The sequence below is a fragment of the Lysobacter sp. CC-YZS074 genome (assembly GCF_056739745.1).
The window spans coordinates 1,962,456-1,975,369 of record NZ_CP200301.1 but is presented as its reverse complement, the minus strand read 5'-3'; the positions used below and the strand labels follow the sequence as shown (position 1 = coordinate 1,975,369).

General features: G+C 72.0%; 13 protein-coding genes. 9 read left to right on the top strand and 4 right to left on the bottom strand.

Going from position 1 to position 12,914, the window contains the following annotated elements; translation table 11 throughout:
• Positions 1 to 27: 27 nt before the first annotated feature.
• The 3 genes from U8331_RS08900 to U8331_RS08890 all read left to right on the top strand — a co-directional run bounded on the left by U8331_RS08900 (position 28) and on the right by U8331_RS08890 (position 2,073).
• Positions 28 to 1,308: an MFS transporter gene (locus U8331_RS08900; protein WP_481132938.1), complete on the top strand. Its 1,281-nt coding sequence runs from the start codon at positions 28 to 30 to the stop codon at positions 1,306 to 1,308.
• A 64-nt stretch (positions 1,309 to 1,372) separates the two neighbouring features.
• Positions 1,373 to 1,816, top strand: coding sequence for a thioredoxin TrxC (gene trxC / locus U8331_RS08895; RefSeq protein ID WP_481130690.1), 444 nt, complete (start codon positions 1,373 to 1,375; stop codon positions 1,814 to 1,816).
• Between the two features lie 161 nt (positions 1,817 to 1,977).
• Positions 1,978 to 2,073 (top strand): hypothetical protein, encoded by a 96-nt coding sequence (locus tag U8331_RS08890; RefSeq protein WP_481130689.1) that lies wholly within the window; start codon positions 1,978 to 1,980, stop codon positions 2,071 to 2,073.
• A gap of 220 nt (positions 2,074 to 2,293) precedes the next feature.
• Here U8331_RS08890 and U8331_RS08885 read toward each other — a convergent pair whose 3' ends face one another.
• Both U8331_RS08885 and U8331_RS08880 read right to left on the bottom strand, forming a co-directional pair.
• Entirely contained in the window at positions 2,294 to 3,616 is a 1,323-nt protein-coding gene (locus tag U8331_RS08885; protein ID WP_481130688.1) for a DUF2254 domain-containing protein, read from the bottom strand.
• Positions 3,617 to 3,665: 49 nt separating this feature from the next.
• Entirely contained in the window at positions 3,666 to 3,977 is a 312-nt protein-coding gene (locus tag U8331_RS08880) for an HPF/RaiA family ribosome-associated protein (protein ID WP_481130687.1), read from the bottom strand.
• Positions 3,978 to 4,097: 120 nt separating this feature from the next.
• Here U8331_RS08880 and U8331_RS08875 point away from each other — a divergent pair, with 120 nt between their 5' ends.
• From U8331_RS08875 to cueR, 3 genes are all read left to right on the top strand, one after another.
• The gene (locus tag U8331_RS08875; protein ID WP_481130686.1) at positions 4,098 to 4,859 is read left to right on the top strand and encodes a sulfurtransferase; all 762 of its coding nucleotides are present in this window, start codon (positions 4,098 to 4,100) and stop codon (positions 4,857 to 4,859) included.
• A gap of 71 nt (positions 4,860 to 4,930) precedes the next feature.
• Positions 4,931 to 7,357: a heavy metal translocating P-type ATPase gene (locus U8331_RS08870; RefSeq protein WP_481130685.1), complete on the top strand. Its 2,427-nt coding sequence runs from the start codon at positions 4,931 to 4,933 to the stop codon at positions 7,355 to 7,357.
• A complete protein-coding gene (gene cueR / locus U8331_RS08865; protein WP_481130684.1) occupies positions 7,357 to 7,818 on the top strand; it encodes a Cu(I)-responsive transcriptional regulator in 462 nt (153 codons plus the stop codon). Before U8331_RS08870 ends, cueR begins: the two co-directional genes overlap by 1 nt.
• A gap of 330 nt (positions 7,819 to 8,148) precedes the next feature.
• Here the strand turns inward: cueR and U8331_RS08860 are convergent, their stop codons facing one another.
• Positions 8,149 to 9,384 (bottom strand): TIGR03862 family flavoprotein, encoded by a 1,236-nt coding sequence (locus U8331_RS08860; protein ID WP_481130683.1) that lies wholly within the window; start codon positions 9,382 to 9,384, stop codon positions 8,149 to 8,151.
• A 313-nt stretch (positions 9,385 to 9,697) separates the two neighbouring features.
• On the opposite strand from U8331_RS08860, the gene U8331_RS08855 reads away from it, so the two are divergent.
• Positions 9,698 to 11,410 (top strand): serine hydrolase, encoded by a 1,713-nt coding sequence (locus tag U8331_RS08855; RefSeq protein ID WP_481130682.1) that lies wholly within the window; start codon positions 9,698 to 9,700, stop codon positions 11,408 to 11,410.
• Complete coding sequence (locus tag U8331_RS08850; protein WP_481130681.1) at positions 11,407 to 11,559, top strand: hypothetical protein; 153 nt, start codon at positions 11,407 to 11,409, stop codon at positions 11,557 to 11,559. The genes U8331_RS08855 and U8331_RS08850 overlap by 4 nt, the downstream gene beginning before the upstream one ends.
• 194 nt (positions 11,560 to 11,753) lie before the next feature.
• On the opposite strand, the gene U8331_RS08845 is transcribed toward U8331_RS08850, so the two are convergent.
• Complete coding sequence (locus U8331_RS08845; RefSeq protein ID WP_481130680.1) at positions 11,754 to 12,212, bottom strand: FKBP-type peptidyl-prolyl cis-trans isomerase; 459 nt, start codon at positions 12,210 to 12,212, stop codon at positions 11,754 to 11,756.
• 235 nt (positions 12,213 to 12,447) lie between these two features.
• On the opposite strand from U8331_RS08845, the gene U8331_RS08840 reads away from it, so the two are divergent.
• Complete coding sequence (locus tag U8331_RS08840; RefSeq protein WP_481130679.1) at positions 12,448 to 12,909, top strand: EF-hand domain-containing protein; 462 nt, start codon at positions 12,448 to 12,450, stop codon at positions 12,907 to 12,909.
• The last annotated feature ends 5 nt before the right edge of the window (positions 12,910 to 12,914 follow it).

Sequence of the window (12,914 nt, the reverse complement as noted above, 5' to 3'; positions counted from 1 at the left end):
ACTGCCATGCCACCGACCGCCGCGCCGATGACCGACACCGCCACCACTCCGGCCAACTCCAAGGCGCGCGTGCTGTTCGCCAGCCTGATCGGCACCACGATCGAGTTCTTCGACTTCTACATCTACGCCACCGCCGCGGTGCTGGTGTTCCCGCGGCTGTTCTTCCCGGATGCCGACCCGGTGTCGGCGACGTTGCAGTCGCTGGCCACCTTCGCGATCGCCTTCTTCGCCCGGCCGGTCGGCTCGGCGGTGTTCGGCCACTTCGGCGACCGCATCGGTCGCAAGGCGACGCTGGTCGCGGCGCTGCTGACGATGGGCGTGTCGACCGTCGCGATCGGGCTGCTGCCCACCTACGACCGCATCGGCGTCACCGCGTCGGTGCTGCTGGCGCTGTGCCGCTTCGGCCAGGGGCTCGGGCTGGGCGGCGAGTGGGGCGGGGCGGTGCTGCTGGCGACCGAGAACGCGCCGCCCGGCAAGCGTGCGTGGTACGGCATGTTCCCGCAGCTCGGCGCGCCGTTGGGCTTTTTCCTCGCCACCGGCGTGTTCCTGCTGCTGAGTGCGTGGCTGGACGAGGCGCAGTTCTTCGCCTGGGGCTGGCGCGCGCCGTTCCTCGGCAGTGCGGTACTGGTCGCGCTCGGGCTGTGGATGCGGTTGAAGCTGGTCGAGACGCCGGACTTCCAGCGCGCGATCGAGCGGGAGGAGCGCGTCCGCCTGCCGATGTGGACCGTGGTCACCCGCCACCCCGGCGCGCTGCTGGCAGGCACCGTCGGCGCGCTGGCGACGTTCGTGCTGTTCTACCTGATGACGGTGTTCGCGCTGAGCTGGGGCACGTCCGCGCTGGGCTATCCGCGCGATGCATTCCTGTGGATGCAGATGCTCGGGGTGGTGCTGTTCGCCGCCTTCATCCCGCTGGCGGCGGTGCTCGCCGACCGGCGCGGCGCACGCGCGGCAATGATCGTCGCGACCGTGCTGATCGCGTTGTTCGGGCTGGTGTTCGCGCCGATGTTCGTGGCCGGCGACCTTGCCGGGACGATGCTGTTCCTGGCGATCGGGCTGGCGCTGATGGGGCTGACCTACGGCCCGGTGGGCACGATCCTGGCCGGCATGTTCCCGACCGCGGTGCGCTACACCGGCGCGTCGCTGGCATTCAACCTGTCGGGCATCTTCGGCGCCTCGCTCGCGCCGTATGTGGCGACCTGGCTGGCGCGGCACCACGGTCTGGAATGGGTCGGCTACTACCTGACCGCCGCGGCGGTGCTGACGCTGGCGGCGCTGCTGGCAGTGCGCCGCCAGCCGCACGACGGATGAGCCGCATCCACGCGCATGCCACGCCGCGTGCGCGATGCTGGTCGCCCATCGCCGGACCGCACGCATGAACGACACTCCGCTCCTCATTCCCTGCCCGCACTGCGGCGCGATAAACCGCCTGCCACGCGGGCGGCTGGGCCAGTCACCCGGGTGTGGCCGTTGCCATCGGGCGTTGTTCGACGGGCGTCCGCTGGCGCTGGGCGCGGCCGACTTCGACCGGCACGCCGTGCGCAGCGGACTACCCCTGCTGGTCGACTTCTGGGCGCCATGGTGCGGCCCCTGCCGGACGATGGCGCCGCACTTCGAAGCCGCCGCGGCCGAACTGGAACCGGGGGTGCGGCTGGCCAAGGTCGACACCGAGGCCGAGCCGGCGCTGGGCGCGCGCTTCGGCATCCGCAGCATCCCGACGATGGTGCTGCTGCATGAAGGCCGGGAGCTCGCCCGCCAGTCCGGGGCGATGGCCCGGCCGCAGATCGTCGCCTGGGTGCACGGCCACCTGCCGCGATGACGGTTTCCAGCGCTGGACCGGCGGGGACGGGAAACGCGGCACCGCACGCGGCCGCGCGTGCTCCCGCGGAGACAGCGCCTGCGGCCGGCACACAGCGCGACGATCCGCGCCCGCGGCCGCCCGAGGAGCCCGACCCCGCCGATTGCTGCGGCGAGGGCTGCGTGCGCTGCATCTACGACGTCCACGACGAGGCGGTGGAGCGCTACCGCGCCGCGCTGGCGGCCTGGCAGGACCGCCATCCGGAACGGCCGGGCTGACGCTCCCACCTCCGCCCCGGGCGTAGGAGCGACGCAGGTGGCGACCCATGGCCCGACAGACGCGCCGCGGTCCACGCGATGCACCTTCGCCCGAAAATCGAACTCTCGCGAACCCCGGATCGTCGAATTGCGCGGCTGCGGGATCGCTGACGGTTCGCGCGTCCGCGAAATCGCGCGAGCACACGCCGAGCTCCGCTTCCGATGGTCAGTGAGTCGCGACCTACGTCGCTCCTGCGTCGGGCGGTGTGGAGTTGCCGCCGTTTGTGGGTGGGGTCCCTCGCAGGGGCACCGCCGCCACCTGCGCGGCGGCCTCGCGCAGCCGGATCCGGTCGGCCTCGATCACCAGCCCCGGCAATGCGCGCTCCAGCGCCTCGGCCGAGTGGCGCCTGGCGTGGCGTACGTAATCGGCATCGCCCAGTCGCGCCAGCGCCAGCAGCGACTTCTGCAGCCGCAGCCCGACCTCCACGACGGCCGCGCCGTCACGTCCGATGGGGGTGAACAGGTCGTCGAACAGGTCCGCGACGTCGATGGCCGGCACGTGCACCCTGGGGTGGCGCGGCGGCTCGCCGGCGTCCTCGTGCGGTTCGCTCCAGATGGCCAGCAGGCGCACGCCCCGGCCGAGCACGTCGATGGCGGTCCCCGGGTCGTTGACCGCCGGCGACAGCGCCCGCGAGGCGATCTCCGACAGGACGATCATGCCGAAGCGCGGATCCTGGTCGAACGTGCGCAGGTCGTCGACGGTGAACGCGGTACGGATGCCGTCCTCCGCCTCGGCGGGCACCCCGACCGCCCACGCCAGCTCGCGCGCGGGATCGACGAACGCACCGGGCAGGGCGGCCAGGTAGACCTCGGCGCGCTCATAGGGCTCGACCAGTGCCGCCAACGCATGGATGTCGACGTGCTGCACGTAGCCGATGCGCCGCGCGAACACCGCGACCGCGCCCTCGGGCAGCACGCTCCCGGGCTGCAGCGGCGTGCCGCCGAGGTGGGGACGCTTGTGGCGCTCGTGCATGGCCTCGGCGGTAGCCTTCTCGATGTGGTGGGTGGTCTCGGCGACCTGCCCGAGGGTGGACACGTGGTCGATCCAGCGCAGCAGGGTCAGCACCACGAACGCGATCACCGCCAGCGTCGCAATGAACAGCACCAGCCGCCCCTGCACCCGGTACAGCCCGGTGTTGAGCGCGATGATTCCGACCAGGCTGAACAGGAACGCGCCGACGAAGGTCCCCAGCGCGTTGTGCGCGGTGGCGTCCTCCACCAGCAGGCGGATCGCCCGCGGGGTGACGTTGCTGTTGGCGGCGATGTAGGCCGTCACCATCGTGCTGAGCGAGAAGATGGTGACCGCCAGCATGCTGGTGGCGATGACCCCGAGGATGCTGCCGACCGCGTCGGCACCGACCGTGGCCGGTATCCCGGCGGGGATGTACGGGGCGACCACGACCGCCAGCAGCGCGGTGCCCACCGCCAGCACGGAGAACAGGGTCACCCGCACCCACAGCCGCCGGCTGAGCTGCAGCAGCAGCCATTGCACGCGCGAGGTCATGTGCGTCCTGTCCGCGGGGTGGGGTCGGGTCAGCGGAAACCCGTGCCGGTCAGTGGCCCAGCTTGCCCAGGGAGCTGTCCAGCACCCGCTGCAGCTTGCGCGCCGCCCCACCGATCGCGCCGCGCATGGTGGGGGCCTCCGCGGTGGCGGTGGCCGGTGGCCGGCCCTCAAGCCGGGCTTCCATCGTGCAGTGCTTGTCGTCGTCGCCCGACTTGCCGGCATTCACGTCCGCCAGGTGCACCTCCACCCGCATCACCTGGCTGCCGAAGCGCCCGAGGGCATCGGTGACCACTTCCTCGACGTGCTGGGCAAGGGCTTCGTCGCCCTGGACGTGGTTGTCGGTGTTGAGCAGGACTTTCATGTGATGCGGCCTCCGTCGGTGCTGCGTGGGTCTGGAGCCACGCTAGCGCCGCCGGCATCCACGCCGCGAGAAGGTGCCCGATGTCCCGGCCGCGGGGCCGGCGGCCGGTAAAATCGGCGGATGATCCTGAACGTCGCCGCCTACCACTTCACCGCCATCGAGGACCCGGCCGCGCTCGCCGACGCCGTGCGCGAGCGCGCGGGAGCCGCGGCGCTGCGCGGCACCGTGCTGGTGGCGGGCGAGGGCATCAACCTGTTCCTGGCCGGCGCCACGACAGAGGTCGAAGGATTCCTCGGCTGGTTGCGGAGCGATGTGCGCTTCGCCGACCTCATCGCCAAGGCCAGTCACAGCCGCGCCCAGCCGTTCGCCCGGCTCAAGGTCAAGGTGAAGCCGGAGATCATCAGCTTCCGCCGTGCCGACGCGTCGCCGCTGGCCGGGCGCGCGCCGGTGGTGGTTCCGGCCGACCTGCAGCGCTGGATCGGGCAGGGCCACGACGACGCCGGCCGCCGGCTGGTGCTGCTGGACACCCGCAACCGGGAGGAGTTCGGCCACGGCACTTTCGCCGGCGCGCTGACCCTGCCGATCGACAATTTCACCGAGCTGCCGGCGGCGCTCGCGCCGCACCGCGAGGCGCTGGCCGACGCGACCGTGGTCAGCTTCTGCACCGGCGGCATCCGCTGCGAGAAGGCCGCGCTGCACCTGCAGGCCGACGGCATGGACAACCTGCTGCAGCTCGACGGCGGCATCCTCGGCTACTTCGAGCAGGTCGGCGGCTTCGGCTACGAAGGGCGCTGCTTCGTGTTCGACGAGCGGGTCGCGCTGAATCCGGCGCTGCAGCCGCTGGTCGATGCCGTGGCAGCGGACGGCGACGTCGCGGCCTGAACCGGCGGCAGGTTGACCTTCCCATGATGGGAAGCCGGAGCATGATGGCCATGCCCGCTCCGGAGAACCCCATGAACGCCGCCGCCCATCCCGCCGATACGCCACGCGAGTTCCGCCTCGAGGTCGAGGGCATGAACTGCGGATCCTGCGTCGGGCGGATCGAGAAGGCGCTGGCGGCGGTTCCCGGGGTCGAGTCGGCCAGCGCCAACCTTGCTACCGCGCACGCCGACATCCGGACCGGCGGCGACGTGCCGCTGGCGACGCTGGCCGAGGCGGTGCGCAAGGCCGGCTATGGGGTCGCGACCGGATCGGTCGACCTTGAAATCGCGGGCATGAGTTGCGCGTCCTGCGTCGGCCGGGTCGAGAAGGCGCTGGCGGCGGTGCCGGGCGTGCTCGGGGTGGAGGTGAACCTCGCCACCGAGCGGGCGCAGGTAACGGCGGTCCGGCGCGACGGGTTGGAGGCCGACCTGCTCGCCGCCGTGACCCGGGCCGGCTACACCGCGCGCCTGCCGCAGGTCGCAGCGGACACCACCGATGCTGCCATGCCGGCGCCGGACCCGCGCCGCTCGCGCGAGCTGCGCCACCTCTTCATCGCGATCCTGCTGTCGGCGCCGCTGGTGCTGCCGATGCTGCTGATGCCGTTCGGCGTGCACTGGATGGTGCCGGGCTGGGTGCAGTTCGCGCTGGCCACGCCGGTGCAGTTCTGGCTCGGCGCGCGGTTCTACCGCGGCGGCTGGGCGGCGCTGAAGGCCGGCACTGGAAACATGGACCTTCTGGTCGCGCTCGGTACCAGCGCCGGCTATGGCCTGAGCGTGTACCACCTGCTGGCCGGCAGCGGGCACCTGTATTTCGAGGCGTCCGCGGTGGTGATCACGCTGGTGCTGCTGGGCAAGTGGCTGGAGGCGCGCGCCAAGCGCCAGACCACCGAGGCGATCCGCGCATTGCAGGCGCTGCGCCCGGCGACCGCGCGGGTGCTGCGCGACGGCGTCGAGCGCGAACTGCCGCTGGCCGACGTGGTGGTCGGCGACGAGGTGGTGGTGCGGCCGGGCGAGCGGATCCCGGTCGATGCCGAGGTGGTCGACGGCCGCAGCCATGCCGACGAATCGCTGATCACCGGCGAGTCGCTGCCGGTGGCGAAGGAGCCCGGCGACCGGGTCACCGGCGGCGCGCTCAACGGCGAGGGGCGGCTGCGGCTGCGCACCGTCGCGGTCGGCGCCGAAACCGCGCTGGCGCGGATCATCCGGCTGGTCGAGGACGCGCAGGCCAGGAAGGCGCCGATCCAGCGGCTGGTCGACCGGGTCAGCGCGGTGTTCGTGCCGGTGGTCGTCGGCATCGCCGCGCTGACGCTGCTGGGCTGGGGTTTCATCGGCGGCGACTGGAGCGCGGCGATCCTGCACGCGGTCGCGGTGTTGGTGATCGCCTGCCCATGCGCGCTCGGGCTCGCCACGCCGACCGCGATCATGGCCGGCACCGGCGTCGCCGCGCGCGCCGGCATCCTGATCAAGGACGCCGAGGTGCTGGAGAACGCGCGCGCCGTCAACGTGGTCGCGTTCGACAGGACCGGCACCCTGACCGAGGGGCGGCCGCGGTTGGCCCGTCACGTCGCGCTCGACGGCGACGACGCGGCGCTGCTGCGGCTGGCCGCGGCGCTGCAGGCCGGCAGCGAGCATCCGCTCGCCATCGCGGTACGCGAGGCCGCGTCCGGGCTGTCGTTGCCACCGGCACACGGCACTCGCGCGGTGGCCGGCCGCGGCGTCAGCGGCGAGGTCGAAGGCCGCCGGTTGCTGCTCGGCAGCAGCCGCTGGATGGACGAGGAGGGCGCGCTGGCGTCCGCGGGTGCCCTGCGCGCCGAGTCCGATGCGCTCGCCGGCAGCGGCCACAGCGTCTCTTGGCTGGCGGAGCAGGGCGACGCCGGCGTGCGGCTGCTGGGCTTGCTGGCCTTCCACGACGCCCCGCGCGCCGAGGCGAGAGAAGCGGTCGCGACCCTGCACGCGCTCGGCATCCGCACCGCGATGATCTCCGGCGACAACCGCGGCGCCGCGCAGGCGGTGGCCGACGTGCTCGGCATCGACGACGTGCGCGCCGAGGTCCTGCCCGGCGACAAGGTCGACGCGGTGCAGTCGCTGAAGGCGCACGGCCGGGTGGCGATGGTCGGCGACGGCATCAACGACGCGCCGGCGCTGTCGGCGGCGGATGTCGGCATGGCGATGGGCAGCGGCAGCGACGTCGCCATGCACGCCGCCGGCGTCACGCTGATGCGGCCCGATCCGCGGCTGGTCGCCGACGCCATCGCGATCTCGCGGCGCACCAGCGGCAAGATCCGGCAGAACCTGTTCTGGGCGTTCGTCTACAACGTGGTCGGCCTGCCACTGGCGGCCGCCGGCCTGCTCGACCCGGTGGTGGCCGGCGCGGCGATGGCGCTGTCGAGCGTCAGCGTGGTCGCCAACACCCTGCTGCTGCGGCGCTGGACCCCGCAGGCGACCAGGGAGGTGGCGTGATGGCGAAGAAGAACGCCCGGCCCGAGCTGGCCGAGGCGCTGGCCGACGGCCTGCACAACATCGGCGACGCCGCGCGGCTGAGCGGCGTGACCGCAAAGATGATCCGCCACTACGAGGCGATCGGCCTGATCCCGCCGGCCGGCCGCACCTTCGCCGGCTATCGCATCTATTCCGACGCCGACCTGCATCGCCTGCGCTTCATCAAGCGCAGCCGCTCGCTCGGCTTCCCGGTGAAGCAGATCGAGACCCTGCTGGGCCTGTGGGACGACCGCGAACGCGCGAGCGCCGAGGTCAAGCACCTGGCCGAGGCGCACGCCGACGAACTCGGCAGGAAGATCGAGGAAATGCAGGCCATGCAGCGCACGCTGCAGCAACTCGCCCGCCGCTGCCACGGCGACGACCGCCCGGATTGCCCGATCCTCGATGACCTGGCCGGGCCGGATTCCGCAGGAGCGACGTAAGTCGCGACCCCCCTGACAGACCGACTTGGCCGCGCTCAACGCGGATCCCGCCGCGTTCGAACGGCCGAGACGGGAGATCCGCGACCGGCTGCTGCACTGGCTGTTGTAGGAGCGGCTTCAGCCGCGATCGGATGACCGTCCGCCCGCGCCGACTCCACGATCGCGGCTGAAGCCGCTCCTACAGAAGCCCGTGGTGGCGCGGTTCATTTCGCGGTGTCGGTCGCTTGGAGGAAGCCTCGCGTTCACCGCGTCCGGATCGACTTGTCAGTGGGTCGCGACTTACGTCGCTCCTACAAGAGCCCCGGACGGCGCGGGAGAGGGATGGGGCCGCTACCGCCGCAGCCACTCGACTGCGGCCAGCCCGGCGCGCTTGCCGCTGGCGAAGCACGCGGTCAGCAGGTACCCGCCCGTCGGTGCCTCCCAGTCGAGCATCTCCCCGGCGGCGAACACTCCCGGCAGCGCCTCCAGCATCAACCGCCGGTCCAGTGCCTCCAGCCGGACCCCACCCGCGCTGCTGATCGCCTCGGCCACCGGTCGCGGCCGCTTCAACACCACAGGCAGGCGCTTGATCGTCGCCGCCACGCGCCGTGCATCGCCCAGCCCGTCGCGCCCCAGTACCTCGTACAGCAGCGCCGCCTTCACGCCGGCCAGCCCGGCATGGCGCCGCAGGTGTTCGCTGGTACTGCGCCCCGCGCGGGGCGCGGCGAGGTCCCGCTGCAGCCGTGCCAGCTCGCGGCCGGGCGCGAGGTCGAGCCACAGCATTGCCTCGCCATCGCGAGCGATCGCCTCGCGCAGCGGCGCGGAGAGTGCGTAGACCAGGCTGCCTTCGATGCCGGTCGCGGTCACCACGCATTCGCCCTGCAGCGCGTGCTCGCGGCCGCCCTCCTGCCAGTGCGCGACGACCGGTTTCAGCGGCGCGCCGGCGTGGCGCTCGGCGAAGTGCGCGCTCCACCCGATGTCGAAACCGCAGTTGGCCGGCACCAGCGGCGCCACGTCGACGCCGCGCGCGGCGAGCCACGGCTGCCACTCGCCGTCGGAACCCAGCTGCGGCCAGCTGGCACCACCGAGTGCGAGCACGGCGGCACCGGCGTGGACCAGTTGCTCACCGTCCGCCGTCGCGAAGCGCAGCGCACCGTTGGCCTCCCAGCCCAGCCAGCGGTGGCCGACGTGGAAGCTCACGCCCTGGTCGCGCAGCTGCCGCACCCAGCCGCGCAGCAGCGGCGCGGCCTTGCGGTCGTCGGGGAACACCCGGCCGGAGCTGCCGACATAGGTGCCGACGCCGAGTCCGCGTGCCCATTCGCGCAGCGCTTCGCCGTCGAAGTCGTCGAGCCAGTCGGCGACTTCGGCGCGGCGCTCGCGGTAGCGTGCGTCGAACGCGGGCCGCGGCTCGCCGTGGGTGAGGTTGAGCCCGCCCTTGCCGGCGATCAGGAACTTGCGCCCGACCGAGCCCTTGCCTTCGAACAGGTCGACCTCGACACCCGCCGCGCGCGCGACCTCGGCCGCCATCAGGCCGGCGGGGCCGCCGCCGATGATCGCGAGGCCGGGGAGGGTGGTGGGGTCGGGCATGGGAGGCGGACGATTATGCGGCCGCAAAGGATCGCATGCCGCGCTAGGACGGGGCTTTGGTAGGAGCGACGTGAGTCGCGACCCACTGACCACCGGAGCACCGCATTGCCGTGCACTCGCCCCGTTGTCCCGGTCGCGCGAACGGGGGCCCGCGTTATCCGCAACGTGGTCGGTCTGTCAGTGGGTCGCGACTCACGTCGCTCCTACGGGCGACGGCGACGGCGACGGATGGCGGATGGCAGATGGCGGACATCTCGGGCCGCCGGGAGCGCGGGCTGCGGTAAGGTCCATCCTTCGCTTCCGGGGAGCCTGCATGTCCGACACCATCCTCTTGCGCGCGACGCTGCTCGCGCTCGGCCTGTCGTTGGCCACCAACGCCGCGGCGCAGACCGCGTCGCCGGGCACAGCCGCCGCGCAGGCCACGGCGCCGGGCGCCACCGCCGTCGCGCAGACGTCCCCGCTGGGTGCCACGACCACCGCGCCGGCCGCCGCCCCGCTGCAGGACTTCGACGCCTACATCGACAACGTCCGCGAGCAGTTCGACGTGCCCGCGATCGCCGTCGCCATCGTCAAGGACGGCGAGGTGGTGCTGGAGCGCGGCTACGGGGTCAAGGACCTGGAATCCCGCGAGCCGGTCGACGCGCACACGATGTTCGCGATCGCGTCCAACACCAAGGCCTTCACCGCCACCGCGCTGCAGATGCTGGCTCAGGACGGCAAGCTGGCGATGGACGACCGGGTGATCGACCACCTGCCGTGGTTCCGCATGTCCGATCCGTACATCACCCGCGAGATGCGCATCCGCGACCTGCTCGCGCACCGCAGCGGCCTCGCGCTCGGCGCCGGCGACCTGCTGTACTGGCCGGGCACCGACTACACCACCGAGGAAGTCGCCCGCCGACTGGCCGAGGTGCCGATCGACGGCGGCTTCCGCGAGCAGTACGCCTACGACAACATCCTGTTCGGCGTCGCCCAGCTGGTGATCGAGGCGGCCAGCGGGCAGACGTTCGAGGCCTTCCTGCGCGAGCGCATCCTGCAACCGCTCGGCATGGACGAGACCCGTTTCAACAGCGACCACCTGCGCGCGGATGACAACGTCGCCACCGGCTACTCCAAGGCGAACTTCACCGATCTGGTGGCCGCGCCGCGGATGTCGTGGAGCAACGTGTCCGGCGCCGGCGGGCTGTACTCGAGCGTGCACGACCTCGCCAGATGGGTGCAGGTGCAGCTCGACCAGGGTGTCATCGACGGGGCCGGCGGCGACGCCAGGCGCCTGTTCGGCGAGGCGCAGCAGCGCGACATGTGGAACGTGCTGACTCCGATCCCGCTCGGCGAGCCGTCCGAAGTTGCCGCGCTCGCCGCCGCGGCGCCGAACTTCCGCGGCTACGCGCAGGGCTGGAACGTTTCCGATTACCGCGGCGAGCGGCTGGTCTGGCACACCGGTGGCTGGCCCGGCTTCTACTCGCGCATCACCCTGGTGCCCGAACAGGAGTTCGGGATCGTCGTGCTGACCAGCGCCGAGGTCGACGGTGCCTTCAACTCGGTGACGATGCGGGCGCTCGACGCGATGCTCGGTGCGCCGGCCACCGACTGGACGGCGGCTTACCTGGAAGCGCGCGGCCAGTCGCAGGACGAAGCCGACGAGGACTGGCGCAAGCACGTCGCCGCGCGCGACACCGGCTCCCGTCCCTCGCTGCCGCTGGACGATTACGCCGGTACCTATCGCGACCCTTGGTATGGCGACGTGGTGGTCGAGCAGGGCGAGGACGGCCTGCGCGTCCGCTTCACCCGCAGCCCCGCGCTGGTCGGCAGCCTGTCGCACTGGCAGCACGACACCTTCGTGGTGCGCTGGGACGAGCGCTGGCTGAATGCCGACGCCTTCCTGGACTTCGATCTCGACCCCGATGGCGAAGTGCGCGCGGTGCGGATGGAGGCGATCTCGCCGCTGACCGACTTCAGCTTCGACTTCCACCACCTGCGGCTGGCGCCGGTGGACACGGAGGAAGACGGCGGGGAAGACGCGTGAGCTGGATCGGAATCGTCCTCGTCGTGTTGTGCGTGTGGCTGGCGCTCAAGGTGGCCGGCTTCGCGTTGCGGCTCGCGCTCTGGGCGCTGGTGCTGTGCGGGTTGTACTGGGTATTCGCGCCGCTGCTGGGATTGCCGCGGCCGTTCTGACCGCCTGCACGCCTGTCTTTTTGCTGCCGAGTGTGTGTCTGCGGGACCGGGCTTTTGCGACTGCCCGGGCTTTTGTAGGAGCGGCGTCAGCCGCGATCGGATGATCGTCCGCTCGAGCCGACTCCACGATCGCGGCTGAAGCCGCTCCTACAAAAGCCCGGGCCCCGTTGTGGAGTTCCGATGGTGGAGCCCAATCAGCGCTCCTCCACCCCCAGCAGCTCCACCTCGAACACCAGCGACGCCTCCGGCGGGATCACCCCGCCCGCACCCTTGCGTCCGTACCCGTATTCCGGCGGGATCAGCAGCACCCGCTTGCCGCCGACCCGCATCCCGGCGACCCCTTCGTCCCAGCCGCGGATCACCCGCCCGGCGCCGAGCAGGAAGGTGAAGGGCTCGCCGCGCCCGCGCGAGCTGTCGAACTGTTCGCCGCGCCGGTCGGGGGCGTCCTCGTCGTACAGCCAGCCGGTGTAGTGGACGCTGACTTCGTCACCGGGCGAGGCGCGGGCGCCGGCGCCCTCCGCCACCTCGATGCGCTGCAGCTCGGCGACGCGGCCGCCTGGCGGCGGTCCCGGTGGGGTGCAGGCGCACAGCAGCAATGCAGCGGACAGCAGGGCGCCCAGGAGGACGGCGTTCGGGCGGGGCGAGTTCGTCATCGGGCGGCTCCGGAAGTGCGGACAAAAGGGTAGCGGACGGTCGGGGTCGCCGGTGTCGCGCGGCGTGCAGGGCATGCAGCGGCTCCGATGGCGCCGGCCGTCTCGTGGCGCACCGGTACGTGCGTCACCGGCCGGGCCGTGTCGCCACCGGCGGTACACGTGTGCATAACGGAGGGCGGAATACGGTCGATCGCACTCATCCGCGCATCCCGCGTATTCCCCCAGGAGAGCACCAATGATTCCGATCCGCACACGCTCGCTCCGCTCCCGCACCCTGCTCGCGCTGTCCACCGCCTCGCTGCTGGCCTTCGGTGGCGCCGCCCTGGCCAACGAGAAGGGTGAATGGCAGAAGATGGATGCCGACGGCGACGGCATGGTGACCGCCGCCGAGTCCGGCAGTGCCGCCCGCGACATGTTCTCCCGCGCCGATGGCGACGGCGACGGCCGCGTTACCGCGGCGGAGATGCAGGCCGCCCATGCCGACAAGGCGGGCGACGGCGAAAAGACCGCGGAGGACTTCAACGAGAAGGTCCGCAAGATGGACGGGAACAACGACGGCGGTGTGTCGGCCGACGAGTTCGCCGCCACCGCGCGCGAGAAGCACGAGACGGCCGATGCCGACAGCGACGGCAACGTGAGCCGTGCCGAGTTCGACGCGGCCATGGCGAAGCACAAGGCCGAGAAGGGCGCCGACTGACCGCC

Excerpts from the sequence above, each read along its gene's own strand:
- U8331_RS08840 (WP_481130679.1), top strand. The coding sequence starts at position 12,448 with ATGATTCCGATCCGCACACGCTCGCTCCGCTCCCGCACCCTGCTCGCG.
- trxC (WP_481130690.1), top strand. The coding sequence starts at position 1,373 with ATGAACGACACTCCGCTCCTCATTCCCTGCCCGCACTGCGGCGCGATA.
- cueR (WP_481130684.1), top strand. The coding sequence starts at position 7,357 with ATGGCGAAGAAGAACGCCCGGCCCGAGCTGGCCGAGGCGCTGGCCGAC.
- U8331_RS08900 (WP_481132938.1), top strand. The coding sequence starts at position 28 with ATGACCGACACCGCCACCACTCCGGCCAACTCCAAGGCGCGCGTGCTG.
- U8331_RS08855 (WP_481130682.1), top strand. The coding sequence starts at position 9,698 with ATGTCCGACACCATCCTCTTGCGCGCGACGCTGCTCGCGCTCGGCCTG.
- U8331_RS08880 (WP_481130687.1), bottom strand. The coding sequence starts at position 3,977 with ATGAAAGTCCTGCTCAACACCGACAACCACGTCCAGGGCGACGAAGCC.
- U8331_RS08845 (WP_481130680.1), bottom strand. The coding sequence starts at position 12,212 with ATGACGAACTCGCCCCGCCCGAACGCCGTCCTCCTGGGCGCCCTGCTG.
- U8331_RS08860 (WP_481130683.1), bottom strand. The coding sequence starts at position 9,384 with ATGCCCGACCCCACCACCCTCCCCGGCCTCGCGATCATCGGCGGCGGC.
- U8331_RS08885 (WP_481130688.1), bottom strand. The coding sequence starts at position 3,616 with ATGACCTCGCGCGTGCAATGGCTGCTGCTGCAGCTCAGCCGGCGGCTG.
- U8331_RS08870 (WP_481130685.1), top strand. The coding sequence starts at position 4,931 with ATGAACGCCGCCGCCCATCCCGCCGATACGCCACGCGAGTTCCGCCTC.
- U8331_RS08875 (WP_481130686.1), top strand. The coding sequence starts at position 4,098 with ATGATCCTGAACGTCGCCGCCTACCACTTCACCGCCATCGAGGACCCG.